The organism is Arthrobacter oryzae (assembly GCF_037911235.1).
GTDB classification, from domain to species: Bacteria; Actinomycetota; Actinomycetes; order Actinomycetales; family Micrococcaceae; genus Arthrobacter; species Arthrobacter oryzae_E.
Genome location: NZ_JBBLYW010000007.1, coordinates 15656 through 39044, shown reverse-complemented (window position 1 = coordinate 39044; position 23389 = coordinate 15656). Strand labels below are relative to the sequence as shown.

Annotated in this window: 24 protein-coding genes; 12 read left to right on the top strand and 12 right to left on the bottom strand. The window is 65.6% G+C overall.

Features of this window, described 5'->3' with window-relative positions; all coding sequences use genetic code 11:
• The first annotated feature begins 103 nt into the window (after positions 1 to 103).
• From WMN78_RS02705 to WMN78_RS02680, 6 genes are all read left to right on the top strand, one after another.
• On the top strand, positions 104 to 1405 hold the full coding sequence (locus tag WMN78_RS02705) for a dicarboxylate/amino acid:cation symporter (protein ID WP_340531869.1): 1302 nt from the start codon (positions 104 to 106) through the stop codon (positions 1403 to 1405).
• Between the two features lie 68 nt (positions 1406 to 1473).
• Positions 1474 to 1767: a hypothetical protein gene (locus WMN78_RS02700; protein WP_340531868.1), complete on the top strand. Its 294-nt coding sequence runs from the start codon at positions 1474 to 1476 to the stop codon at positions 1765 to 1767.
• 248 nt (positions 1768 to 2015) lie between these two features.
• Complete coding sequence (locus WMN78_RS02695; protein WP_340531867.1) at positions 2016 to 3614, top strand: PucR family transcriptional regulator; 1599 nt, start codon at positions 2016 to 2018, stop codon at positions 3612 to 3614.
• Positions 3611 to 4555: a glutaminase gene (locus tag WMN78_RS02690; RefSeq protein WP_340531866.1), complete on the top strand. Its 945-nt coding sequence runs from the start codon at positions 3611 to 3613 to the stop codon at positions 4553 to 4555. Before WMN78_RS02695 ends, WMN78_RS02690 begins: the two co-directional genes overlap by 4 nt.
• A gap of 75 nt (positions 4556 to 4630) precedes the next feature.
• The gene (locus tag WMN78_RS02685; protein WP_340531865.1) at positions 4631 to 6145 is read left to right on the top strand and encodes an amino acid permease; all 1515 of its coding nucleotides are present in this window, start codon (positions 4631 to 4633) and stop codon (positions 6143 to 6145) included.
• A gap of 235 nt (positions 6146 to 6380) precedes the next feature.
• Positions 6381 to 8138, top strand: a complete 1758-nt coding sequence (locus WMN78_RS02680) for a thiamine pyrophosphate-dependent enzyme (protein ID WP_340531864.1) — start codon at positions 6381 to 6383, stop codon at positions 8136 to 8138.
• Here WMN78_RS02680 and WMN78_RS02675 read toward each other — a convergent pair.
• Complete coding sequence (locus tag WMN78_RS02675) at positions 8107 to 8814, bottom strand: DUF2306 domain-containing protein (protein WP_340531863.1); 708 nt, start codon at positions 8812 to 8814, stop codon at positions 8107 to 8109. The two genes, WMN78_RS02680 and WMN78_RS02675, sit on opposite strands and share 32 nt — an antisense overlap.
• A 415-nt stretch (positions 8815 to 9229) precedes the next feature.
• On the opposite strand from WMN78_RS02675, the gene WMN78_RS02670 reads away from it, so the two are divergent.
• A complete protein-coding gene (locus tag WMN78_RS02670; protein ID WP_340531862.1) occupies positions 9230 to 9427 on the top strand; it encodes a hypothetical protein in 198 nt (65 codons plus the stop codon).
• Positions 9428 to 9535: 108 nt separating this feature from the next.
• Here WMN78_RS02670 and WMN78_RS02665 read toward each other — a convergent pair whose 3' ends face one another.
• The 3 genes from WMN78_RS02665 to WMN78_RS02655 form a co-directional block, all read right to left on the bottom strand.
• The gene (locus tag WMN78_RS02665; RefSeq protein ID WP_340531861.1) at positions 9536 to 10033 is read right to left on the bottom strand and encodes an SRPBCC domain-containing protein; all 498 of its coding nucleotides are present in this window, start codon (positions 10031 to 10033) and stop codon (positions 9536 to 9538) included.
• Positions 10034 to 10045: 12 nt separating this feature from the next.
• Positions 10046 to 10378: a metalloregulator ArsR/SmtB family transcription factor gene (locus WMN78_RS02660; protein ID WP_340531860.1), complete on the bottom strand. Its 333-nt coding sequence runs from the start codon at positions 10376 to 10378 to the stop codon at positions 10046 to 10048.
• Between the two features lie 153 nt (positions 10379 to 10531).
• Positions 10532 to 11119 (bottom strand): adenylate kinase, encoded by a 588-nt coding sequence (locus WMN78_RS02655; RefSeq protein WP_340531870.1) that lies wholly within the window; start codon positions 11117 to 11119, stop codon positions 10532 to 10534.
• A 220-nt stretch (positions 11120 to 11339) separates the two neighbouring features.
• On the opposite strand from WMN78_RS02655, the gene WMN78_RS02650 reads away from it, so the two are divergent.
• Positions 11340 to 12605 carry an NYN domain-containing protein gene (locus tag WMN78_RS02650; protein WP_340531859.1) on the top strand — a complete coding sequence of 422 codons (1266 nt, stop codon included), beginning with the start codon at positions 11340 to 11342 and terminating at the stop codon, positions 12603 to 12605.
• Positions 12606 to 12667: 62 nt separating this feature from the next.
• On the opposite strand, the gene WMN78_RS02645 is transcribed toward WMN78_RS02650, so the two are convergent.
• Entirely contained in the window at positions 12668 to 12952 is a 285-nt protein-coding gene (locus WMN78_RS02645; RefSeq protein WP_340531858.1) for a hypothetical protein, read from the bottom strand.
• Between the two features lie 25 nt (positions 12953 to 12977).
• Between WMN78_RS02645 and WMN78_RS02640 the strand changes: the two genes are divergently transcribed.
• Positions 12978 to 14186 carry a hypothetical protein gene (locus WMN78_RS02640; RefSeq protein ID WP_340531857.1) on the top strand — a complete coding sequence of 403 codons (1209 nt, stop codon included), beginning with the start codon at positions 12978 to 12980 and terminating at the stop codon, positions 14184 to 14186.
• Positions 14173 to 15636, top strand: a complete 1464-nt coding sequence (locus tag WMN78_RS02635) for a hypothetical protein (protein WP_340531856.1) — start codon at positions 14173 to 14175, stop codon at positions 15634 to 15636. Before WMN78_RS02640 ends, WMN78_RS02635 begins: the two co-directional genes overlap by 14 nt.
• On the opposite strand, the gene WMN78_RS02630 is transcribed toward WMN78_RS02635, so the two are convergent.
• Together WMN78_RS02630 and WMN78_RS02625 are read right to left on the bottom strand one after the other, a co-directional pair.
• On the bottom strand, positions 15523 to 16524 hold the full coding sequence (locus WMN78_RS02630) for a DUF817 domain-containing protein (RefSeq protein WP_340531855.1): 1002 nt from the start codon (positions 16522 to 16524) through the stop codon (positions 15523 to 15525). The genes WMN78_RS02635 and WMN78_RS02630 overlap by 114 nt on opposite strands.
• 15 nt (positions 16525 to 16539) lie before the next feature.
• Positions 16540 to 17313: an oxygenase MpaB family protein gene (locus tag WMN78_RS02625; protein WP_340531854.1), complete on the bottom strand. Its 774-nt coding sequence runs from the start codon at positions 17311 to 17313 to the stop codon at positions 16540 to 16542.
• A gap of 66 nt (positions 17314 to 17379) precedes the next feature.
• On the opposite strand from WMN78_RS02625, the gene WMN78_RS02620 reads away from it, so the two are divergent.
• Positions 17380 to 17868 (top strand): NUDIX domain-containing protein, encoded by a 489-nt coding sequence (locus WMN78_RS02620; protein WP_340531853.1) that lies wholly within the window; start codon positions 17380 to 17382, stop codon positions 17866 to 17868.
• A gap of 1 nt (position 17869) precedes the next feature.
• On the opposite strand, the gene WMN78_RS02615 is transcribed toward WMN78_RS02620, so the two are convergent.
• The 4 genes from WMN78_RS02615 to WMN78_RS02600 all read right to left on the bottom strand — a co-directional run bounded on the left by WMN78_RS02615 (position 17870) and on the right by WMN78_RS02600 (position 20894).
• Positions 17870 to 18253, bottom strand: coding sequence for a TfoX/Sxy family protein (locus WMN78_RS02615; protein WP_340531852.1), 384 nt, complete (start codon positions 18251 to 18253; stop codon positions 17870 to 17872).
• A gap of 102 nt (positions 18254 to 18355) precedes the next feature.
• Positions 18356 to 19402 (bottom strand): metallophosphoesterase, encoded by a 1047-nt coding sequence (locus WMN78_RS02610; protein WP_340531851.1) that lies wholly within the window; start codon positions 19400 to 19402, stop codon positions 18356 to 18358.
• 58 nt (positions 19403 to 19460) lie between these two features.
• The gene (locus WMN78_RS02605; RefSeq protein WP_340531850.1) at positions 19461 to 20339 is read right to left on the bottom strand and encodes a phosphatidylinositol-specific phospholipase C/glycerophosphodiester phosphodiesterase family protein; all 879 of its coding nucleotides are present in this window, start codon (positions 20337 to 20339) and stop codon (positions 19461 to 19463) included.
• A 177-nt stretch (positions 20340 to 20516) separates the two neighbouring features.
• On the bottom strand, positions 20517 to 20894 hold the full coding sequence (locus WMN78_RS02600) for a nuclear transport factor 2 family protein (protein WP_340531849.1): 378 nt from the start codon (positions 20892 to 20894) through the stop codon (positions 20517 to 20519).
• A gap of 104 nt (positions 20895 to 20998) precedes the next feature.
• On the opposite strand from WMN78_RS02600, the gene WMN78_RS02595 reads away from it, so the two are divergent.
• A complete protein-coding gene (locus tag WMN78_RS02595; RefSeq protein WP_340531848.1) occupies positions 20999 to 21571 on the top strand; it encodes an MOSC domain-containing protein in 573 nt (190 codons plus the stop codon).
• A 109-nt stretch (positions 21572 to 21680) separates the two neighbouring features.
• Here the strand turns inward: WMN78_RS02595 and WMN78_RS02590 are convergent, their stop codons facing one another.
• Positions 21681 to 23375, bottom strand: coding sequence for an HNH endonuclease signature motif containing protein (locus WMN78_RS02590; protein ID WP_340531847.1), 1695 nt, complete (start codon positions 23373 to 23375; stop codon positions 21681 to 21683).
• Between the last annotated feature and the right edge of the window lie 14 nt (positions 23376 to 23389).

Here is a 23389-nt window from a genome sequence, read left to right as displayed (position 1 = left end):
CAACCGGTAAATCCCGCACCACACCACCACACCCCACCCGACCCAGGGAGCAGGGGCACACCGCCGTGCCCAAATATCCCCGGCTTCACCCCAAGGAGTGATCATGAAAAACAAATCAACCATGTGGATCCTGGCAGCACTCGTTTTCGGAATTGTCAGCGGGCTTTTGTTCCACTGGCTGCTACCGGACGCCGCCCGCGAGTCCGTCGTGTCGGTTCTGGACACCGTGACGCACATGTTCCTGAACCTGATCAAGATGATCATCGCCCCGCTCATCTTCGCCACGCTGGTCTCCGGCATCGCGGGTGCTGCCAAGTCCGCCGGCGTGGGGAAGCTGTTCGGCCGGTCGATGATCTGGTTCCTGTCCGCTTCCGTCCTGGTGGGCGCTTTCGGCTTCATCACCGCGCATGTGCTCAACGTGGGTGACGGCCTGAACCTCATGCCGGGCGGTGACGCGGGAATGGAGACAAAGCCGCTCGATTACGCCGAGTTCATGACCCACATCATCCCCACAAGCGTCTTCGCTGCCCTGACGGCAAACAACCCCCTGCAGATCCTGGTGTTCGGCGCGCTCTTCGGAATCGCCCTGCTGAACCTTCGGAAGAAGGGCCGCTCCTCCATCGCTGATGCGATCGATGAACTGATGGGCGTCATGCTCAAAGTCACCGGATATGTCATGAAAGCTGCCCCGGTGGGCGTTTTTGCCGGCATCGCAGCGGCCTTCACGTCCCAGGGTCTGGACGCCTTTGCCACCTATGCGTCATTCATCGGCGGTTTCTACCTGTCCCTCTCGGCACTCTGGATCTTCATGATCGCCGTCGCTGTCGGCTTCCTCGGAACGGCTGCCTTCAGGCTGGTCCGGATCGTGCGTGAACCCATGGTCATCGCCTTCGCCACCTCCAGCAGCGAGGCCGCCCTGCCCAAGCTCATTGAAGGCCTCACAAAATTTGGCATCGAGAAGCGCACCACGGGCTTTGTGCTTCCCCTCGGCTACTCCTTCAACGTGGACGGTTCCATGATGTACATGACGTTCGCGTCGGTCTTCCTGATCAACGCCTACGGCATCGACATGGACCTGGGCCAGCAGATCGCGATGACCGCCATGCTGCTGCTCAGCAGCAAAGGCATGGCCGGCGTGCCGCGCGGATCGCTCGTGGTGGTTGCCGCCGTCGTGCCCGCCTTTGGCATCCCCGCCGCCGGGATCGGCGTCCTGCTGGTTATCGACCAGCTCCTGGACATGGGACGCACCGCCACCAACATCCTGGGAAATGCCATCGCCACTGCCGTCATCGGCCAAAAGCACGACAAGTCTTCTTCCCGCCTCGAAGCGGCGCCCTCCGCAACCTCCCACGGCGCCAACGACACCGAATACAGCAGGGAGCCTGAGCGCGTTTCGATGCACTGACCGCTCCCGCCCGGCCCCACCCGCTTCAACCAGCCAAATCCACCCCACCGAACGAAAGGCCATGGCCAATGACCGCTGACTTAGAGCTTCAGAGCCCGACGGACGCGCAAACCATACAACGGCGGAAAAAGACGCCAAGAACACCGATCAAGGCACAAATCGTCGACTACCTTGCGAGCAACGGCGCAAGCAAAGTAGCCGACATCAGCAACGGCATCGCCTGCTGCCGGGACTCAGTCAGGCACCATCTGGCCGCGCTTGAGAGCGCCGCGATCGTCCGTTCCGACATTGCCCCCGGAGAAAGAAGCCGGTTCACACCGTTCTACGCCCTCGCCCCTGAAAGAAGAGTGTCGGACTCCTAACTGAAAGGCGCGGGCTACCTGGCGACCGGACGACGGCGGGACCTCCCGCCGTCGTCCGCTGTGCTCTTAGCCGTGCCTTTCGGGGATGAGCCCATGCCCTTCTCCCCCAGCCAACCCCGCCTTGGTTCAGGGACCTAAAAGGTGCCGCCGGATTTGGTCCGGAACCCATATTTTCCGGGAAATGCTCTGGATAGCATTGGGTGACCGGACAGAGCCGTCCGGGCGGGTATCTATACAGAAGGAAGCCCATGGCCGCAGCTACAGTGGACGACATCCTGTCGGATCTCCCCCTGGGTTTCGCCAGTCTCATCCTCCGGCCGTCCCGCGCAGATTCGCCGATTGAACGGTTCCTGATTGTCGACGCCGACGACGGGACGTCCGACGGCGGCGACGCGTTTGTCCTGCTGATCGGGGTCCGCGGACGCTCCGCTTTGCCGGCGCTGCGACGCCTTCTGAAGAATCCTCCCCTGGTGCTGGCCGTCAAGGGCACTCCCGGCGAACTCGAGGAAGCTGAAGAGCTGCTGCGGGCAGCCGGAACAGGGCTTCTCGTGGTGGACCCGGCCGCTGACTGGGACCGGCTCCTGTCCATAGCCAAGGACCGGATCACGCCCCGCAGTTACCAGAGCGAAGTGCTGACGCTGCTGGAAGAGGACCTGTTCGCCATCGCGCAGACCACCGCACGCCTGACGTCGAGCCACGTGGTCATCGAGGACGCCGCCAACAAGGTTCTGGCTTATTCAACGGTGACGAATGACATCGATGAGCTCCGCAAGGCATCGATCCTAGCCCGCCGCGGTCCGCGAAAATACGAACTCCTGCTCAAGGACCTCGGCGCCTACCGCGAACTGCACCGCACCCGGCTGCCGGTCAGGGTTCCGGCCCGGCCCCAGGACGGCCTCCGTGAGCGCATCGCCGTCACCCTGTTCGCCGGAGACCGCATCATGGGATACATCTGGCTGCAGGAAACCGGAGGCGGTTTCGGGGCCGACGTCGACTACGTCCTCACCGGATCTGCGGCGCGGGTGTCAGCCGAGTTGATCCGCTACCGCAACCAGCAGTCGGTGCACATGCGGGAGGACCGGATTGCGCGGATCCTCTCGGGTCCGGAGGAAGCCGCAGCGAGCGCCCACAGCGAGAAGATCCCGGCGGACCGGCCCTCGGCACTGCTGCTGATCGGAATGTCAGCAACTGAAGCGCAAGCGGACGACGCAGCGCTCAAACACGGGGAACTCGCCAACCTCGCCTCCATCCATGCGGCTGCCTACAAACAGTCAGCCATCGTGGGACAGTTCCACGGCGATACCGCTGTGATCATCCCGGCGCTCCAGTCCACCAACGCCGAAGCCGGACTTCGAAGCCTGGCAGAGGCCATCGTGCGGGACGCCGGAAAGCATCTGGGCATCAGTCCCTTCGCCGCGGTGGGACCAATCGCAGCGGACCTGCTGTCGATTCATTCCGTGACCGCCAAAACGGAGGCCCTGCTCGGCTGCCTGCGGCGCTCCGGGGCCGCAGCGGTGGCCACCGTGGACGATTTCGAAGCGGACATCCTCTTCCATGAAGCTCTTGAAAATTTCGCAGCTTCCGCTTTCCGCCATCGCAGCCTCTGGTCCCTCCTCCGCGACGACGGAGAACTGGCCGAGACCCTTCGGGTGTATTTCGAGGCGTCGCTGGACGTCAGCGAGTGCTCAAAGCGCATGAAGCTGCACAAGAACACTGTCTATTACAGGATCAGCAAGGCCAGCCGGGTTACCGGTTTGAACTTCAGCGATCCCCGCCATTCACTGGTCGCCCTGCTCCACATCCAGGAGTGGGCCGGCAAGCATAAGGAGCACCTGGGCAACACATGAAGACAGCAATCGAATCTCCGCCCCTCGGCCTGGTCCTGGACGACATCGTGCGAAGCCACAGGCCCGGGGCTGAAGCAGGATCAGTTCCCGCCGGGATCCCCCACCTGTCATCCCCGCCATTCAACCGATTCGGGATTGCGGTGGCCACATGTTCCGGGGACGTATTCAGCGCCGGCGACGCCGATCTCCCCTTCTCCATCCAGAGCATCTCCAAGGTCTTCACACTGGCCCTGGCACTCAGCGCAGATGACCCCGGCGCGCTCTGGTCCCGGGTGCTCCGCGAACCGTCAGGCACCTCCTTCAACTCCCTGGTGCAGCTCGAAGTGGAGCACGGGATCCCCCGGAACCCTTTCATCAACTCGGGCGCCCTGGTGGTCACTGACCACCTCATGGAAAGATTTCCCGACGCCGCCGACCATGTCCTGCGCTTCCTCTCCCGGCAAGCGGGCTGCCAAAATGGCAGACAGGGCCCGTTCATCGACGAGGCGGCCGCGGACAGCGAGCTCGCCAACAGCAGCCGCAACCTTGCCCTTGCCCACTTTCTGAAGGACTTCGGCAACCTCCGGCGCCCCGCCCAAACAGTGGTGGAGAACTACGTCCGGCAGTGCTCCATCATGATGAGCTGCGTGGAGATGGCGAAGGCGGCGCTCTTCCTCGCCCAGGACGGCCGGGGCGCGCAGGGCACCGTGGTCTCCCGGAGTGAGGCCAAACGCATCAGCTCCATCATGCTGACGTGCGGCATGTATGACGCCGCCGGCGAATTTGCCTATCGCGTCGGCCTTCCGGGGAAGAGCGGCGTGGGCGGCGGAATCCTGGCCATCGTCCCCGGCGAAGGCGCCATCTGCGTCTGGAGCCCCCGGCTGGATGCCAAAGGAAATTCTCTGGCCGGAACTGCGGCCCTTGCCGATCTGGCCGACCGCACCGGCTGGTCTGTTTTCTGATCTGCCCCTCAGCTTTTTCCCATAACTCCCGCTAGAACCCCCATTTAGATCTTCAACCGGTCGAAAGGATCACCCATGTCCAACAACCCCAATGACGAGGTTGGCCAGTACGAGGCAGACGGCGGCCACGCGCACGCCTCTGACAGACTCCTTCATGCGGAGGACAAGGGCTACCACAAGAGCCTGAAACCGCGGCAGATCCAGATGATCGCGATCGGCGGCGCGATCGGCACCGGACTGTTCCTCGGCGCCGGCGGCCGCCTCAACGCGGCCGGTCCATCGCTGGTGATCGCCTACGCCGTGTGCGGTTTCTTCGCCTTCCTGATTCTCCGCGCACTGGGCGAACTGGTGCTGCACCGACCGTCGTCGGGCTCCTTTGTCTCCTACGCCCGTGAATTTTTCGGCGAGAAAGCAGCCTTTATCTCGGGCTGGTTCTACTGGATCAACTGGGCCACCACCACCATCGTGGACATCACCGCAGCAGCGCTCTACATGGACTTCTTTGGCAAATACGTCCCCTGGATGGCGGACGTCCCGCAATGGGCGTGGGCCTTGACTGCCCTCATTGTCGTGCTGTGCCTGAACCTCGTCTCAGTCAAGGTTTTCGGCGAGATGGAATTCTGGTTCGCCATCATCAAGGTCGCCGCCCTGGTTATCTTCCTCGTGGTCGGCACCTACTTCGTCATCTTCGGCACCCCCGTGGACGGCCAGCAGGTGGGCCTGAGCCTCCTCGCCGACAACGGCGGGATCTTCCCCAACGGCCTGCTGCCCATGATCATCCTCATGCAGGGCGTCCTGTTCGCCTACGCCTCCATCGAACTCGTCGGCACCGCCGCCGGCGAAACCGAGAACCCTGAAAAGATCATGCCCAAGGCCATCAACTCCGTGGTCTTCCGCATCGCCGTGTTCTACGTCGGCTCCGTCATCCTCCTCGCCCTGCTCCTGCCGTACACCTCCTACGAAAAGGGTGTCAGCCCGTTCGTGACGTTCTTCGGCTCCATCGGAATCCAGGGCGTGGACGTCATCATGAACCTCGTGGTCCTCACCGCCGCCCTGTCCTCCCTCAACGCCGGCCTCTACTCCACCGGCCGGATCCTGCGCTCCATGTCCATGGCCGGCTCCGCTCCCCGATTCGCCCAGCGAATGAACAGGGCAGGCGTCCCCTACGGCGGCATCGCCCTCACTGCCGGCGTTTCCCTCCTCGGCGTCCCGCTGAACTACCTGGTCCCGGCCCAAGCCTTCGAGATCGTGCTGAACGTAGCCTCCGTAGGCATCATCATGACCTGGGCCACCATCGTCCTCTGCCAGATCCAGCTCAAACGCTGGGCAGACAGGGGCTGGCTGAAGCGCCCGTCCTTCCGGATGTTCGGCGCTCCCTACACGGGTTACCTCTCGCTCCTGTTCCTCGCCAGCGTCTTGGTGATGGTCTTCATCGACTCCCCGCTCACCCTCTTGGTTACCCTCATCGCCTGCGCCCTTATGGTCGCCGGCTGGTACGCCTGCCGCAAACAGATCCACGAAATCGCCGAGGCACGTGACGGCTACACCGGCGCGGCGCCCGTGGTGGCCAACCCGACTCCAATCCGGTAGGAAGTCCCGCCCCCGGCTCCGCAGCCCCAGACCCCATCAACAACCGACGAAAGCCTGCCATGAACCGACAAAACCTGCAGAGCCCCCGGTCCGATCGGCCGCCTACGGAAAACCAGCCGACGGACAGCTGCGAGGACGGCTGCTTCTTCTGCACCGGACCGGAAACCGACTAGGCGCCAACGGCGCCCCCACCCAACGCACCTAAACCAACACCCAACCCAAGAAACAAGTAGTGATGACAACGGAGTCCGCATCCACCATGACAGCAACCGACACACAGCCGATCGACGGCGACACCCTCAACCACCTCGCGGAACAGCACCTCCCCCCGGCTGTCCGGGAGGCCATGGACGGCGGCGGGGCCCTGAAGTCCGCCGGGCACGTGATTGTTGACTCCCTCGTGGCCCATGGGGTGGAGCGCACCTACGTTGTTCCCGGCGAAAGCTTCCTGGACGTACTGGACGGGCTGCACGGTTCGGACATCGACACCGTGGTCTGCCGGCATGAAGGCGGCGCCGCGTACATGGCCGAAGCCGATGGCAAGATGAACCAGAGCCCGGGCGTGGCCATGGTCACCCGCGGACCCGGTGCGGCCAACGCCCACGTCGGCCTGCACACCGCCTGGCAGGATTCCACCCCCATGCTGCTCTTCGTCGGGCTCATCCCGTTTGCGCACCGTGACCGCGAGGCGTTCCAGGAATTCGACATCAAGGCCTGGTTCGACACCGGAGCCAAGCGGGTCATGGTGCTTGACCATGCCGAGCGGGCGTCCGAGATTGTTGCCGAAGCCATGTTCGCGGCCATGAGCGGCCGCCCGGGACCCGTTGTGGTGGGGCTGCCGGAAGACATCATCCGGCAGCAGGTTGATCCGGCGCTGCATCCCGCTATCCCGGTTGCCACAGGCGGGATGAGCAGCACGGATGCCGAAGCACTCGCCGGCGCCCTTGCACTTTCCAGGAAGCCGCTGTTTGTCACCGGCGGCAACGACTGGACCCAGGAGGCGGCCGGCAAGCTCACCGGCTGGCTCGAAAAGCACCACATCCCGGCCGCCGCGGAATGGCGGACGCAGGGCACCGTCTCCTTCGACTCGCCGTCCTACGTAGGCCCGATCGGCTACGGTCGCCCCCGCCCCACGTACGACCTCCTGGAGGAAACCGACCTGCTCGTGTTCGTAGGGACAGTCCCCGGCGACGTGATTACGGACGGATTTGTGTGCCGGCAGGACTGGAACAAGCAGAACTTCCTGGTGACCATCGACCCCTCGCTGCGCGGCCGCTCAGGCCCCGTCTCGCGGCAGATCGTGGCCAAGCCGGATGCCTTCGTCCGCGATCTGCTGGACATCGACCTGCCCGTGAAAGAAGAGTGGAAATCATGGACGGCCAGGATGCGGACCGAGCAGGAATCCTTCGCCGCCCTGCCGCCCGCCGCTCCGGCTGAAGGGCCCGCCAGAATGGACACCCTGATGGCCAACCTCGTTCCGCGGCTGCCCGGGGATGCCATGGTGACGTTCGGGGCAGGCGAACACACCAACTGGGCGCACCGGTACTTCCCCACGCGCCGCTACGCCTCCATGATCAGCGCCAGGAACGGTTCCATGGGCTATTCCATCCCCTCGGCCATCGCCGCATCACTGGCCGGTCCGCAGCGCCGGGTGGTGACCATTGCGGGTGACGGGGAATTCCTGATGAACGGGCAGGAACTGGCCACCGCCGCCCAGTACGGGGCCACGCCGCTCATCATCGTGATGGACAACCAGGAGTACGGCACCATCCGCACCCACCAGGAACGGCACTACCCGACCCGTGTTTCGGGGACGCAGCTGAAGAACCCCGACTTCGGACTGATGGCGCGGGCCTTCGGCGGGTTCGGCATCACGGTCACCCGTGACGAGGACGTGCCGGCCGCGCTCGACGCCGCGTTCCAGGCCATCGACCGGGACGGGACGTTTGCCCTCATTCACCTCATCGTGGAGCAGCGGGTGAAGGCGTACTGACCGGCCGGCGGACTCCGCCCGCCGCCCGCCGGGCGCGGCGGTGGATGACGTACTCGGCCACCGCCACGTTGATCACCCAGCCCGCCCCCAGGAGCACTGCGCGGGTGGGCACGTCGGTGGGGCCGACCAGAAGCAGCCAGGGAATGCCCACCAAGGCCTGGGTTCCCGCGCCGACGGCAATCGCGTAGGCGCGCGTCATCCAGGCACTATGCCCCGTGAAGTCCCGGCGCCGGATCGCGAAGAGCCCCAGGACGATGCTCACCAGCATGGCCGACCCGAAGAACAGCCGGAGCGGAACGTCGGTGTAGCCGTCCGGGAGGGGGTAGAAGACGGACATCCACAGTCCGGAGAGTGCTGCGAGCAGGCCGGCAGGGATGAGGATGCGCCCGGCGATGCGGTGCCAGCCGCGCCTGCCCCGAAGTTCTGGAACGAACTGGAAAGCCCCCAGCAAGGAGTACACGGTGACGCTGGCAATGTGTGTCACCACCGGGACGGGAGAGGCGAAGAACCGCGCATTCTGGGGCGTGACCGCGGCGCCGGACGACAGCTCGGCCAGCCGGAGTGCTCCGAAAATAACCGGAATGAGGCTGAGCAGGATGAGGCCGGCCGGTACGGGCCACTGGGGCCGGGAACGCCGGACGGGTGCGGCTGCGGGGCTGATGGTTTGCGTTGGCATCGCGGGTCCTTCGCTGGCGGGTGTACGGCGTACACCTCTTTCGGTTGACCATAGGTGTACGCCGTACACTTGTCAATGGATGCATGGGTACGGGCCCGCGGCGAGTTCCGCCGGGCGCCCCTGTGATGAGTCTCACGCGCAATGAACCGATATTGGCTTGAGAGGCCCCCACCGCTCTGTGCATCATGGAAAGGACGGTTGAGAACGCGATTTTCACAACCGCACCAGCCCTGATTTCGCGCTCCGGCGGAGATAATGCAGCGGCAAGGAACGACCCAACCTGGTGGACGCAACGAGGCCAAACCAGTGAGCTCGCCGAGCTGCGCAAGGCCTCTGAGCGTTCATGGATAGACCCGTCCCGGGCTCCGCGCCGATGCGAAGCCCATGACCAAATTGATGAATGAGGCACCGAATAATGACGTTCGAAACCAATCACTCCGTGACCCTTAAGATCTGGGACCGCTCCGCGATCGACCACACGCTGGACGCCCTGGTGCACGACATTTCCACGAAGGCCAACGCCCACCGGAACGATGTTGCCGTCACCCTCAGCGGGCCGAACACCTTCACGGTGAGCCTGAACCGCAGCGCCGCCCAGGGCGCCACTGTCTAGGCGTATTAGGCGCGGACTTTAGACGCAACAAAAGGCCAGCGGACGACGGCGGGAATTCCCGCCGTCGTCCGCTGGCCTTTTGGCTTGAACAGTCAGCAGCGGTCCGCGTCAGGCGTGGGAGTGCTCGGCGAGCAGGGCATCGATCTGGCCCGCGGCCTCCTTCATGCCTTCCTCCATGCCCATCTTGACCATCTCTTCCATCTGCTCTTCGGATTCGAACGTGGACATGATGGTCATCCGGGTGCGGCCGCCGATGTCTTCAAGGTCCACGCTGGCGTGGGCGATGCCCATGGCATCCACGGGCGCTCCGGTTTCGTCAGCGAAGCCGTCATCAAATTCGAGCTTGCGCGGCGCCTCGATGGTTCTGAATTTCCACCAGCCTCGGGGCTTCTCGCCTTCGGGGGTGGTCATGTAATAGCCGGCCTCCCCGCCGGGCTGGAAGTCGAACCGGTCAAACGTGGCCGGGTAGTTGGGCGGGCCCCACCAGCGCTCAAGCTGCCGGGGGTCTTCCCAGATCTGCCAGACGCGCTCGACGCCGGCGTCGAACTCCGCCACGAGGGTCAAGCTGAGCGCCTCGAGATTCTTGGTGGAACTGATAACAGGCATTGTGCAACCTTCCTATCCTTCAGCCAGAATGTCTGCAATCCGCTCGGCGCGCTGCCGCCAGATCGCTTCATACTCGTCAAGCAACCGGCGGGCTTTCTGCAGGCCTTCATGGTTTCCCCGCACGATCTGTTCCCTTCCGCGCTTTTCCTTGGTGACCAGGGAAGCGCGCTCCAACACCGCCACGTGTTTCTGGACGGCGGCGAAGCTCATGGCGTAGAGCGCAGCCAGCCCCGAAACGGAATACTCCGCCACGGTCACCCGCCGGACGATGTCCCGGCGGGTGGTGTCCGCGAGCGCCTGGAACAGGCGGTCAACATCGGCGTCACTTAGCTGATCTACAACCATTTGGTTGTAGGATATGACCGTCGCGGCCGGGTGTCAATGAGCCAGTGCTGGCGGAATGCAGCCCCGCAAAAGAAGCGGAGGACGACGGCGGGAGGTCCCGCCGCCGTCCTGCGGCTTGAGCCTATGGTCACCACGGGTTCCCGTGGTCCGGCGTCACCTTCCGCTGGCGAGCGAGGCTATGCGGGGTGCTGCTATGGCCGCCATCACTCTGTCGGTCACTTCGTCAATGCCGCCGATGCCATCGACCTGGGTCAATATGCCGCCCTCGGCATACTTGGCCACTACCTTCTCGGTCTGCTCGTGGTACAGGTCCAGCCGGTGGCGTATGACGGCTTCGTTGTCGTCGCTGCGGCCGGTCTCCCGGGCGCGGCCCAGGAGCCGGCGGACCAGTTCGTCGTCGTCGGCGGTCAGTTGCAGGACGACGTCCAACTGCTGCCCGCGGCGGGCCAGGACCCCATCCAGATAGTCAACCTGGGCGGCGGTCCGGGGGTAACCGTCCAGCAGGAAGCCGTTCTCGACGTCGTCCTGGCTGAGGCGGCTGCGCACCATTTCGTTGGTGACGCTGTCGGGGACGAAGTCACCGACGTCCATGTACTTCTTGGCCTCAATGCCAAGGGGCGTACCGCCCTTCACGTTCGCGCGGAAGATGTCGCCGGTGGAGATCGCAACCACGCCGAGGCGCTCGGAGATCCGCTCCGCCTGCGTGCCTTTGCCGGAACCGGGCGGGCCAATAATCAGCATTCTCGTCATGCAAATACCCTTCGTTGTGCCGTTGCTTCATGTCAGGTGAGACCAGACAGGCTGCATCGCTGCGGTGCCTGACAGAAGGGTACGACGGCGGGAGGTCCCGCCGTCGTCCGCCGGCCTTTTTTGCAGCTAACGGTAGTTGTGGTGCAGTGGGCGGTCATGTGTTTCGCGAAAAGCTCCGCAGATAACCCCGGCTTGCTGGCACACTGGGCACATGAAAGAGTCGCGGTCCTCCTCCCGGCGACCCGGAATCCGGGCGGCCATGTTTGTCGATTTCGACAACGTTTATACGGGCCTGCAGGCCCTCGATCCGCTGGCGGCAAAGCGGTTCGCCGAGGATCCCAAACACTGGGCGGATGCACTGTCAGCCGGAGGCTCGGGCGAAAGCTCCCGCCGCTTCCTGATCCGCAACTGCTACCTCAACCCGGTGGTGTACTCGAAGTACCGGACGTACTGGACCCGTGCGGGTTTCCGCGTGATCGACTGCCCGTCGCTGACGCAGCGCGGGAAGAGCAGCACCGACATCAACCTTGTCCTGGATGCGATGGACACCTTGTCCGGCAGCGGAGACATCGACGAGTTCTTCATCGCCTCCGCAGATGCTGACTTCACGTCCCTCATCCAGCGCTTCCGGGCCGCTGACAAGATGACCACGGTGATCGCCGCCGGAGCCGTGGCCTTTGCCTACCGCGAGATGGCGGACAGCGTGGTGGAGTCCCACGACTTTGTGGCCATCCTCAACGGCACCACCGGAGAGCCGATCCATGCCGTGGCCTCGGTTCAGCCGCCGCAGGCCCAGGCGGCCGCAAAGACGAAGCCCAGGACCGCGTCGAAGAATGTTTCCGCCGCAGTCCGGGAGGCCAGCGACTTCGTGCGCGCCGCCCCCGGCCCGGTTGTGGGGGCGATGGTGGCCCACCGGGCGCTGACGGCTGACCCGTCCCTGAAGACAGACTGGGGCGGGTGTGGAAAGTTCGGAACCTGGGTGGCCCAGATCGGCAACGGCATCGAATACTCCCCCTTACGGGGCGGCTGGGTCTGGGACGCGCAGAGGTTTTCCAGCGACGACCTGCCCACGGATGCCGACGTCGAGCCCGGCATCGAAGAACGGGTCACGAGGGTGACGGACGTGCCTGCGCTCTCCCAGGCCCAGTTCCGGCAGTTGTTCCAGGCGATGGCGGCCAGGCTTCGTGAAACGCCGGTCAACCGCAACGAGCCGGTCAACCGCAACGAACTGTCCCGGCTGGTCCGTGACGACTGTGTCACCGCGGGTCAGCCCGTGTCCCGCGGCGCCGTGAACTTTGTCATTCAAGGCCTGGGCTATGTCAACTATCCGCTCAATGAGAATGCGGCGGCGGAAGGCCTGGCGACTGCCTGGACCGAAAACGTGGAGGAACTGTGCCGGGTGGCACTCATGGAGTTCGACGACGGCGAGAAGGTGGCCCTGCGGCGCTGGGCCAGCGGCGGCTACCTGGAGGGCTAGTTCCCCCGGTTTCGCGGGATCATGCCTGAGGTCCAAATACCCTAGCCGGTATGGCCGCAGACTCATAGCCTTGGCTTCTGGCTAAGGAGGCCGATGATGTCCGTTCGTGGAGTCGAAACCGGCGGCAGGTTCAGGGCGGGCACACCGGGCAGTCGTTGGCTCGGAGGCGCGGTGGCCGCCCTGTTGGCCCTGTTGACCGTGGCGGGATGTTCGTCCGGGGGCGGCACGCCGAGCACCACTCCGTCGGAGGGGACGCCGTCTGCGACACCCACGGCCTCATCAAGCAGCCCCCCAGCACCCGGTTTCCCGGAGGCGGTCTTCACCGACGCGGAGCTCGTGGCGATCATCAACGGAGTCGGTCAAAGCCGGAACATGCCGTTCCCCGCCGCCCAGGACTCGGCTCGCCAGCGCAGCGGAGCGTCCAGCGGGACTTTCCCTCAGGTCAGCATCGAGGCAACCCCTGGTGAGTGCGCCGTCTTCGTCCCCCAAAACCCCTTCGTCCGGTGGGCGGACAAGAGCGCGAACTTTGCCGAGGGCGTCATGCCAATCGGCGGACCGTCGGGGCCCACCACCACCATCATGGTCACGCTCCGGAGCGCGGAAAAGGATGCCATCGACAAGGCCGATTTCGCGTACACGGACGATCTGGCGTCCCGCTGCAGCCAGTTTGACCTGGCCTCAACGGAGTCCGGACGGACCTCAACATATGCACTCCAGCTGCTGCCGGCTCCCCTGGTCGGGGAGAAGCCAATCGGGGAGAAGCAATACGGCTTGATGCAGACCACCAAGCCGAAGGGGCCAGGGGATTTCGGACTGGTCGGGTTGCGGGTGCTTGCAGGGACCGTGTCCATCACGCTCAATCTCTCGGTGGCCGTGCTCAACTCCGAGTCCGATGCCAAACCCGCCCTCGACTCCATGGCCGGCCTGGCGAAGGAGCTCATCGACCAGGCCGTGAAGAAGCCCCCGACAGTGGCCCCGTTGCCGCCCAACTCCCGTTCGGCTGACGATCTGGTCGCCTTATTCAAGAACGTGACCGGACCGAACGGGAATCCCGTAACCCTGCCTGGCGCTTCGGTCATCGGCCCCGTGCCCGGCTTCACCGCGTCCGCTCCCTCCTCACAGGGGGCCGCACCTCCCTGCACCTTCAGCGATTCGGCATACTACGGTTCGCTCGTGGGCGCGGTCCTCGGTCAGGGGCAGATCCAGGGTGCCACCAAGATGGACTACACCGTTTTCAGCGTGATCAGCATGCCGACGACGGCAACGCCGCCGTATCCGTTTGACGCCCGGGCCGCCGCACTCCGCGACTGCGCCACGATCCAGGAGGAAATGGTGGGCAGCGGTCCGCGGCCGTGGTCGGCTGTCTCGCAGCTGAACACCGCCATCGCCGCCGACTCGGGCTACGCCGTCGCCTACCAGGTATCCGACGGCACGGGCGAGTGGCATGTCCGGGCCGGCGCCCGCAAGGGGTCGCTGTCAGTGGAGGCCGGCAGTCAGACGTCCTCGCTGGCCGAAGCCCAGGCCAAGGCCGAGGAGTTCGCGGCATTCTTCGGCAGTGTGTTCTCCAATGCCGGGCTGTAGGGCCGTCAGCCGCTGGCGCGGCTGGGTAGCCGCCACGGCTGTGGCGGTGGTCCTCGCGGGGTGCACTCCGGCACCCGGCGGCCCGGCACCTGGCGGCCAGTCCTCGAGCGGAACGGCAACGTCGTCCCCGCCATCGGGCTCATCGACCGGATCTGCCCAGCCGGAAGAGGTCTATGACGACCAGCAGCTCGTGGATGTCGCCACAACGGTGGTGCAGTCAAGGAACCTGCAGGGGATGGTGATCGATACCCTGACCCTCCGCAGCACGGCCGAGGTGATGCAGGGTCCCACCAGCACCAGCGTCACGACTCCGGGGCAGTGCGATGCGTTCCGGTTGCCTTCCACTGCGGATAGCGATCCGCGGCGGACGGACACTGAGATAAATTTTGCAGCGGGCACCCTGCAGCTCGGCCCCGAGCAGTCCCAGACATCCACCATCATGTTTACGGTGAGGAGTGCGCCGCACGAGAAACTGGTTGCGGCAGACTTCAGCGGCACCGATGACCTCAGGTCGGAGTGCGGGGAATTCGAACGGTCCTTCACTGTGTCAGCCGCTGGCGGAGGCGCCCCCGGTTTTACCACGACGTATATGGTCCAGCTCGTGACCCAGCCGCCTGTTGGGGAGAAGGCGTACGGGACCGTCCAGAAGGCGAAAGGCCTGGGTGCGGCGGACATCGGTCTGGCTGGGATGCAGGTGCTGGCCGGGACCCTATCGATCGATATGGCCCTCACGCTCTGGCCGGTGAATCCCGAGACGACGGGACGCGCCATGGACTCCATGGCCGCCTTCGCCCGGGAACTCATCGACGAGGCGGTGAAGAACCCGCCCAGCTCGCCGCAGCCGAACCCGGCCGGCGCCCGCACCCCGGAAGAGCTCACCCGGCTGCTGGCCGGCGTGGCGGGACCGGCAGCCCCGAAGTTTTACGTGGAAACCACCGAAGCACGGGTGATCACGAGGACATCAGCTTCCTCCGCGCTGCCGTCGCGGACCAGCTGCGCATACGACGACGCCACGTACTGGGAGTCACTGGCGGGCGGCGCCACCATGGCCAAGGCGATTGCCTCCACGGAGGACAAGGGGATCGCGCTCGGCATCACGACCATCAGCACGGGGACGGCGGTCCAGCCGCCCTATCCCTTCGACACCCGGACGTCGGCTGTCGCGGACTGCACCACTGTCAAGGCCAACGTTGAAGGCCAAGGCGCACGCTCCTGGGCATCAGTGAGACACCTGGACGTGAAGTTCGACGCCGAATCGAGCTACGCCTTCAGCTACCAGGACGCTGAGTATCCCGACCGCTGGCATGTCCGCGTCGGCGCCCGGAGGGGAACGGACTCAGTGGAGGTTGTGACCATGAACTGGCGGCCGCTCGGGGAGGGCCGCGTCCAGGCCGCCGTCGACGCCGCGGCCACCATCATCCGGCAGGTTTTCGAGCCGGCGGGCAGGTAGTGCATCGGCCGCTTCACCGCTTGCCCCCTCCGGGGCCTCGGGCTTGTAGACCCAGGCCACCAGAACCACCGAGATGATCATCAGCAGGAACCAGGACACCAGTTTGTCGGCCGAGACCATGTGCCAGCCGTCCACCTGGCTCGGGTAAAGCCACGCGCCGGACCAGGTGGCGATGTTCTCCGCAATCCAGATGAACAACGCCACCAGCAGGAAGGCCAGGACCAGCGGCATCCGGAACTTCCCGCGGAACACGCGGAAGTGCATGACGCACCGTCCAAAGACGACGGCGACGGCGGCCAGCAGCACCCAGCGTGCGTCCCAGATGTAGTGGTGGGTGAAGAAGTTCACGTAGATGGCCGCGGCGACGACCGCCGTGATCCGCCGCCGGGGGTACCGGGTGAAGCGCAGGTCGAAAAGCCGGTAAACGCGCACCATGTATGACCCGACCGCCGCATACATGAAGCCGCTGAAGAGCGGGACCGCCCCGATGCGCAGGAAGCCCTCGGCCTCGTAGGACCACGAGCCGACGTCGGTCTTGAAAAGCTCCATCACCGTCCCCACTAGGTGGAACAGCACAATGACCCTGAGCTCGCGGACAGTTTCCAGCCGCGTGGCCACCATCAGGACCTGGATGACGACGGCGGCAAGGGTCAGGAAGTCGTTCCTGGCCAAACCGGCGCCGTCCGGGTACCAAAGCCGTGCCGCAAGCAGCACCGCGAGGAGCGCGGCGCCAAAGATGCATGCCCAGCCCTGCTTGAGGCCGAAGACCACAAGCTCCGTGAGCCTGGACCGGGCACTGCCGGCCAGGGCACCGCCGGCAGGAGCCCTGTCCAAAAACCTGTGGGCCCGCTCATCGATCAAACGCTCTACGGACGTGAAACTCCGCACTGATACCCCGTTCCCCTAGGCTGCGGCGAGCCGGCCCAGGCAGTAATTCTTGGGCCAGTGCCGCACCCGCTGCGGCAGCCGCGGATAGACCACGGCAGACCACCGCATGCTCCGGTCGAACCAGCGGCCGTGACTTTCAGTCCACGGTAGCCCGAAGTCCTGCCTCAGCCGCGCGGGCAGGAGGCCCGCGGTGACGAAGCGGGCCAGCGGCATCACGAGGCGCTGCCAGGGCCGGGGCTCCCTCGGATACAGCAGGCTGCGCGCCACGCGCGAGGTGACGTCGTCGGCCTTCAGCCGCTTCAGGCAACTCTCCCAGTAGCGGCTGAACGCGGCGCGGTCGGCGGGCCACAGGTCCGCAGGAAGCTGCAGGGCCGTCCCGATTCTGGCGTAGTCCTGATACATGACGTCGGCGGCTTCGTCGTCCAGCGCACCGTAGATTCTTTCGTAGATGGTGACGGCGGTGTCGTACAGGGTTGCCACCACCCAGAGCTGGGACTCCGCATCGAAGGCGCTGTAGCCGGCGGAACCTGCACCGGGCTTACGGCGGACGGGCGCGTGGGCGCGGTTAACGCTGCGGCGCACAGCTGCCACCTGGTCTTCGGTCCCGTACACCACGGCATACACGTACGTGAGGGTGGCGCGAAGCCGTTCGAGCGGACGATCGGCGAAATTGCTGTGCTCGGCAACGCCGTGACCCACCGACGGGTTCGCGATCTGCAGCAAAATTGCCCGTCCTGCCCCTGCGAGCAGAACGGCTTCCGCTCCCATGTCGGCAAGTCCACGCACCATGCCCACACACTACCCGAGAGCCGACCCTCGCCGCCGCCCGCGTATAGCCTTGGAGCAGGAGGCAACGTGACTGTTCGAAGCGCAGGCATATTACTGTTCCGGTGGAACCCGGCAGCTCACCTGGAGGTCTGGATAGCCCACATGGGCGGACCGTTCTGGGCCCGCAAGGACGAGCACGCATGGTCCATCCCGAAGGGTGAATACGCTGAGGACGAAGACCCGCTAACGGCCGCCCGCCGCGAGTTCGCCGAGGAAATGGGCACTCCGGCGCCCCCGGCTGAGTACATGGAACTGGGGGCCTTCCGGCAACGGTCAGGCAAGGTCATCACGGCGTTCGCGGCCGAGTGGGACTTCCGGCCCGAACTGATCGTGAGCAACACTTTCCCGCTCGAATGGCCCCGCGGGTCAGGCGTCATCAACCACTATCCGGAGATCGACGACGCCCGCTGGTTCAGCGAGCCCGAAGCGCGCACCAAGCTCGTGAAAGGCCAGCTTCCCATCCTTGACGCCCTCGTTGAGCACGTCGGGGACAGCGGCCCGGCGGGTGGCCTGTAGTTCACGGGGCCTTGGGCGCCTGAGGAGACTTGGGAGACTTGGCCGCCTTCGGAGCCTTGGGCGGCAGCCCGGCGACGTGGGCGAGCGCACGCGCCAACCAGGGCTCAATCTGATCCGGCGGGCCTTGGACCGGGAGCCCGACGTAGCCGCCCATCGGGCGTTCGGCCGGGCCGAAGGGCAGGGTTTCGTGGCTGTTCACCAGCTCGTCGCGGTCCGCGTCAGCGAGCCGCAGACCGAGGGTGGAGCCGAAAAGCCCCGCGAACATGTTTCCGTTGACGAAGGCGCCGAGGTTCCCGAACATCGGTTTGACGTCGATGCCCGGCAACCCAGCCACCAGCGATCTGAACTGCTCTTTGTCAGCTTCAGTGGGCTTGGCCATTTCCATAAAGGTGCCTTCCGGTCCGGGGCCTTCATTATCACCCGGACGGCAGACGACGACGGCGGGACGTCCCGCCGTCGTCGTCTGCTGTTTTTTTCTCGCAGGAAACTACTGCCTGAAGGGGACCTTCTCCCAGGACAGGGTGCCCGGGCCGGCGGCATTGTTGGCAGCGACCGTGAACCTCACGTAATTGGTGGCGTTGGCTGAGCCGTCCACGGTGATGCGCTGCAGATCGTCGGCAGCCTCCTGGCCGTAGATGTCCAGCCACGGCGAGCCTTCGGCCAGGGGCTGGTTTTCGGCGTAGACGTGGCTGTCGCCATTGATGAGATAGACCGGGCCGTCGAAACGGTTGGTCTCTTCGACGATGGCCGCGATGATTTCACGGAAGCCCGATACCGAGGCCGGGTTCGCCGACGCCGCAGCCAGCAGCGACGGGTCGAACATGTCCGCCTGGGTCATGAGGACCACTGCCCGGTCGTCGCGGCGGGCCGCGTCGCTGAAGGTGTCCCGCACCTGTTCCAGGACGGCCTTCGTCCGGTGGTCCACCTCAGCCTGTTGCTCGGGCGTGACCGCCGTTTCACCGATGCCGGACCACGGCTGGAGCGAGTTGTTGCTGCCCTGGATGTTCACCACGGAGAACGCCACACGGTTCCTGGTGAAGCGGACGTTTTCCGGCAGCCCCAGTTCTTCCTGGGACTTCACGGGCATGGTCGCGCCGAGGGTCTTGCCGGGCACGTCGAAGAAGACCTCCCGGAGCTTGTCCAGCCGTTCCAGCGGGTTGTACGCACCGTTGTTTCCGCGGTGGCAGTCCACCCATTCGTTGTCGCCGGGTGTGTAGACCAGGGGGTGCTCGAAGGTGTCGAACTCGGCGCGGATGTGTTCGAAGTATTCATCCGAGCAAACGGATGATCCGTTCTTGATGTCGCCTACGTGCGCCACGAAATCCAGGCTGCGGTCGGCGTTGATGTCCTGGATGCGCGAGGGGAACTTTGCGATCTCGGCCTCGCCGTAGGGGATATCGCCGATCACACCGAAGCTGAACGCCTGCTGGTTGGCAGCCTCGTCTTTGCTGGCGGTGGCTGCGGCGGACGGCGCAAGGGCGCCGACGGCGAGGAGGGCTGCAGCTGTCGCTGCCGAAAAGATCTTGAAGGTCATGGTGGAGTCCTAGGGGGTTCGAACGTCTGCGGTGGCGGGACCGGGTACTGCTTGCTGATTAGTTGCGGGAGCCAAGGAATGCGTCCAGGGCGGCGAGGTCGTCGGTGTTGATGTGGTCAACACCGGCCTCGAAAAGCTCAGTCCACATTGCGTCGCGAGCCGTTCCTGGCTGGTCCGGAGTGGCCCAGAAGCGCACCCTGTAACCAGCCGCGTGGGCGGTCTCCACGTAAGCGTGCAGCCTGGCCCGCTCCGCCTCGGGCATGGGTCCGACCCCCTGCCAGGTAAACAGCTTGGTCCAGTTGTCGCTTACCAGCGGCATGAGCCCGGCCGGCATGCCGGAGGCGAGGTCGCCGGAGCGTCCGTCGTAGAAGCTGAACCGCTTTTCCTGTGCCTGCATGGTGGCCAGCGGACGGTTCCCGCTGATGACGGCGGTGACCGCCCCGGTCTTGGTGGTGCCATGGGTGTAGCGGCTCATGATGGCCCGGTGTTCGCCAAGTTCCTGTTCGATGGCAGCGTAGGTGGACTCGCCGTCGCTCTTGATATCGATCAGCAGCTGCAGGCTGCCGTCCCACCGGGGATACACGCTGTGGCCCTGGGTCCGCACGAGCTCCTCCAGCGGGTCCAGGTAGAGGCTTTCGAGGGTCACGCCGGGCTTGACGTCTTCGCGGTCGTGGGCCACCAGGAGTTCTCCGTCGACCAGCCACACGTCCGCCTCCACACTGGTGAACCCGTGCTCAAGGGCGTCGAACAGCGGCCGGGCGTGTTCGTAGTCGTTGTGTGCGTGCGCGGATGCCAGGGGCTCCCCGAGTACAACGGCTGGCGCGCCGCGCCGGACTTCGGCGGAGGGGGCGAAGACCGGTTCAGCTACGGCAGCGCCCGCGATTCCGGTCAAGGACATGAGGGCCACGAGGGCAGTGGCAGCGCTTTTCACGAGCACGGAGGTTCTCCTTGGTGCGGCTCAACGGGTGTCAGCTCAGGCGATCTGGCGCTGAGCAGAGGGTGCCTGAAAAGAGTGCCCGCCGCGGAATAACGCGCGAGAACCGCACGGTTGCTGGCCCGTGAACAGAAGGTGTCACCGTGCGGCAGGCGCAGAAGCCTTACCGCTTCCCCGGACCTACCAGGTGGTGGCCTCCGAGCGGGAGGCGAGCCAGTCCCCATCGACGCGGATGAAGTCCATGGCGAGCTGCAGCGGCCACTTGGCCCGTGCCCCGTAGACGGTCGCGTCGGTGATGATCCTGCCCACCAGCCGGGCGGTGTCGCCGTTGAGGTGAACGGAGACATCTTTCTCCCGGGCAGAGTGGTAGACGAACTGCCCGGCCCGCATCTGCGCCAGCCATTCCTGTTTGGGCTGGAAGTAGCCCGTCATGTGCGTCAGCGAGAAGTCCTCCGTGAGGAGCACCCCCAGCTCCTCGGTGTCGCCGTCCACCATGGCCTCCAGCTGGGCACGGTAGTTCTCCAGGATCTCGGCCCGGTCCTGTTCGTCTGCAGTCATGCCATCAACGGTATTAGCCCCGGTCGAGTGGCGGGAGGCCCTGTCAGTGCCTGCCAACGGCTGAAGCGCATGCCGGCCCCGCCGATGGACGGTAGTTTTAGGGGATGACGGGAAGCTACCGGTACGACGTGGAGGTCCTGCATTTGCTGGTGTCCCCCGCGCACGCTTACTTCGGCCGCGCACGCGAAGGTGCTGCCGACGTCCCCACCACGGACGCGGACCAGGTGGAGCTCGTGGCCGGCAAGGGCGTAGTCGGCGACAGGTTCTTCGGCAAGGCCGCCCACATGGATGCCGCCGTCACGCTGCTCGCAGTGGAGGCCCTCGAAGCTATGGCCGCGGAGCTGGGGGCAGGCCCTTTTGACCCGCTGTTGACGCGGCGCAACGTTGTTCTCCGGGGCGCGCACCTGGCTCCGTTGCTGGGCGGGGAGTTTGCTTTGGAATCGCGCGGCGAAGTGGTTCGACTCAGGGCCGGGCGACCCGCTCATCCCTGCGCCTGGATGGACCAGATGCTCGCGCCCGGTGCACACAAGGCCATGCGGGGACGGGGCGGCGTGCGCTGCCAGGTTATTTCGGGCGGCTTCCTGCACCGCGGCCCGGCGGTGCTGGTCAGCCCGGTGCCCCTCGACCCCGCAAACGCTGGGACGCCCACGCTGCTACGGCCGTCGCGGCTGCCGTAGCGGGCCCGGTCCCAACGGTCCCGGGACAGCGGGTCAAGGCCGACGGCGGCGCTCCGCCTGGGCGGTCACACCACTTGGGTCCCGGTGTACCGGCTGCATGAGAGCACGCCTAGGTGACTGCATATGCCTCGGAGGACAGAAAGAGTGCCCAGTCGCTGAACGGGTCCTCGGGTACTTGTTGATCTGTCAGTTCGAGGTCGGGCCACGGGTCTTCTGGCAGCAGGTCTTCGGGCCACGGGTCTTCGGGCAGCGGGTCTTCGGGCAGCGGGACGTCCTGCACCGGGGCTTCGGGCGGCACCCAGTCGCGGTCATCAACCTGCCAGGGCCGTTCGGGCACGACGGGGCAAGGATAGTTGTCTGGCTGCTCAGGCAAACCCGGGCCAAGCCTGCCGGTCAGGGCCAGGATCTGACCTGGCAACTGGGGCGGTTCCCAGTCGGGTTGTTCGCTGGCGTAGCGGCGGCCTGCGGGTGAGGTCCAGCCTGGCGGTTCGTTGGCGCTGGCGCCGGTGGGGCTCCATGCGGTGTTGTGTTTGAGGCGGTGGTGTTTAGGGCATGGCTGGCCGAGGTTGCTGATCCCGGTGGTCCCGCCGCGGGCCCATGCCAGGAGGTGGTCTGCGTCGTTGTCCAGGGACTGGTTGCTGCAGCCGGGGAACGGGCATTTCCCGTCCCTCAGCCGCAGCCATTGCCGCAGCGCGTTGGGAATCCGGTAGCTGGTCCGGCCGATCTCCAACGGCGCACCATCACGCGGGTCGGTCAACACCCTCAGAAACGACGACGCCCCATCGGCCACGAGGGCACGCGCCATGGACGGCGGCACCGGGCCGTAGCCGTCCAACATGGCCGGTTCCTCGGTAACGCCGAGCAGCGAGAAGACCGGAACGGTAATCAGGACCTGCGCTGCCGGGGATGGAACCGCGCCGCAGGGCACCGTGCCGCCAGCCACGCCACTGCCCCCGGCAGCGGCGTCCGGAGCCTGTTCGCGGCCAGCCGTCAGGAGCCAGGCCGCGGCGACATCGGCGCGGAGCTGGGTGACGGTCCTGGCCTCTTCCGGGCCTTGGAGGGCGCGGGCGGCACTGGTGGTGCGGTCCCAGATCCCGGCAGCGGTAGCGGCGGGCAGGTAGGCCGAGAGCCAGGCCATGCCGTCACGGTCCGGGATGTACTCCACCCGCCGGTCAGCGACGCCCCGGGCATGGCGCACCTCGATGCTCACCGGATGGTGCCGTTCCCGCCACGTACGGACCTTCACCCGGAACCGGGCCGGGACAAGGTCCCCGGCCGGGCATCCGCGGGCGGGATTTGGTGCGTCGGCGTCCAGGAAATGTGCCTCCAAACCAGCGGCTCCAGCCTTGTCGAGGTTGGTGGTTTCGTCCACCATGACCCGGGCGTGCTGCCACGAAATTCGTCCCGCCTGCAGTGCGGACAGCGTCAGCGGCAGGGCGGTGGTCAGGGCGTGGGCCTCGGAAATCAGCGCACTGGCGGTGCGTTCGCTGACTGTCAGGACACACGCGACCTCGGCAGCTACGGCCATGTCCCGGGCGGTGTGTTCCTGCGGGGACGCGGCCGGCGGGGCCAAGGCTACGGCTGTTTCAGCGTATCCGGCGGCGAGGTGCACTTTCAGGGCGGCCATTCCGGCTTCCATCCGGGCCAGCTCAGCCATCCCGTCCAGGCACGCATCCGCCCGGTCCCGAAGCAGGTCAGCACCAGCCACGCCCGGAATGCCCGTCCCGCGCCGGACCAGACCAGCCAACGCAGCAACGGAAGCCCCGATGGCCTCCATCGTCTCCACGACTGCGCTGATTTCCATACCCAAAGCATCGC

What these genes read in the sequence shown, in the direction of transcription:
- WMN78_RS02685 (WP_340531865.1), top strand. Translation starts at nt 4,631, where the DNA reads ATGTCCAACAACCCCAATGACGAGGTTGGCCAGTACGAGGCAGACGGC.
- WMN78_RS02660 (WP_340531860.1), bottom strand. Translation starts at nt 10,378, where the DNA reads ATGGTTGTAGATCAGCTAAGTGACGCCGATGTTGACCGCCTGTTCCAG.
- WMN78_RS02695 (WP_340531867.1), top strand. Translation starts at nt 2,016, where the DNA reads ATGGCCGCAGCTACAGTGGACGACATCCTGTCGGATCTCCCCCTGGGT.
- WMN78_RS02700 (WP_340531868.1), top strand. Translation starts at nt 1,474, where the DNA reads ATGACCGCTGACTTAGAGCTTCAGAGCCCGACGGACGCGCAAACCATA.
- WMN78_RS02705 (WP_340531869.1), top strand. Translation starts at nt 104, where the DNA reads ATGAAAAACAAATCAACCATGTGGATCCTGGCAGCACTCGTTTTCGGA.
- WMN78_RS02640 (WP_340531857.1), top strand. Translation starts at nt 12,978, where the DNA reads ATGCCGTTCCCCGCCGCCCAGGACTCGGCTCGCCAGCGCAGCGGAGCG.
- WMN78_RS02675 (WP_340531863.1), bottom strand. Translation starts at nt 8,814, where the DNA reads ATGCCAACGCAAACCATCAGCCCCGCAGCCGCACCCGTCCGGCGTTCC.
- WMN78_RS02665 (WP_340531861.1), bottom strand. Translation starts at nt 10,033, where the DNA reads ATGCCTGTTATCAGTTCCACCAAGAATCTCGAGGCGCTCAGCTTGACC.
- WMN78_RS02645 (WP_340531858.1), bottom strand. Translation starts at nt 12,952, where the DNA reads ATGATCGCCACGAGCTCCGCGTCGGTGAAGACCGCCTCCGGGAAACCG.
- WMN78_RS02595 (WP_340531848.1), top strand. Translation starts at nt 20,999, where the DNA reads ATGACGGGAAGCTACCGGTACGACGTGGAGGTCCTGCATTTGCTGGTG.
- WMN78_RS02590 (WP_340531847.1), bottom strand. Translation starts at nt 23,375, where the DNA reads ATGGAAATCAGCGCAGTCGTGGAGACGATGGAGGCCATCGGGGCTTCC.
- WMN78_RS02670 (WP_340531862.1), top strand. Translation starts at nt 9,230, where the DNA reads ATGACGTTCGAAACCAATCACTCCGTGACCCTTAAGATCTGGGACCGC.
- WMN78_RS02610 (WP_340531851.1), bottom strand. Translation starts at nt 19,402, where the DNA reads ATGACCTTCAAGATCTTTTCGGCAGCGACAGCTGCAGCCCTCCTCGCC.
- WMN78_RS02600 (WP_340531849.1), bottom strand. Translation starts at nt 20,894, where the DNA reads ATGACTGCAGACGAACAGGACCGGGCCGAGATCCTGGAGAACTACCGT.
- WMN78_RS02680 (WP_340531864.1), top strand. Translation starts at nt 6,381, where the DNA reads ATGACAACGGAGTCCGCATCCACCATGACAGCAACCGACACACAGCCG.
- WMN78_RS02655 (WP_340531870.1), bottom strand. Translation starts at nt 11,119, where the DNA reads ATGCTGATTATTGGCCCGCCCGGTTCCGGCAAAGGCACGCAGGCGGAG.
- WMN78_RS02625 (WP_340531854.1), bottom strand. Translation starts at nt 17,313, where the DNA reads ATGGTGCGTGGACTTGCCGACATGGGAGCGGAAGCCGTTCTGCTCGCA.
- WMN78_RS02635 (WP_340531856.1), top strand. Translation starts at nt 14,173, where the DNA reads ATGCCGGGCTGTAGGGCCGTCAGCCGCTGGCGCGGCTGGGTAGCCGCC.
- WMN78_RS02690 (WP_340531866.1), top strand. Translation starts at nt 3,611, where the DNA reads ATGAAGACAGCAATCGAATCTCCGCCCCTCGGCCTGGTCCTGGACGAC.
- WMN78_RS02615 (WP_340531852.1), bottom strand. Translation starts at nt 18,253, where the DNA reads ATGGAAATGGCCAAGCCCACTGAAGCTGACAAAGAGCAGTTCAGATCG.
- WMN78_RS02650 (WP_340531859.1), top strand. Translation starts at nt 11,340, where the DNA reads ATGAAAGAGTCGCGGTCCTCCTCCCGGCGACCCGGAATCCGGGCGGCC.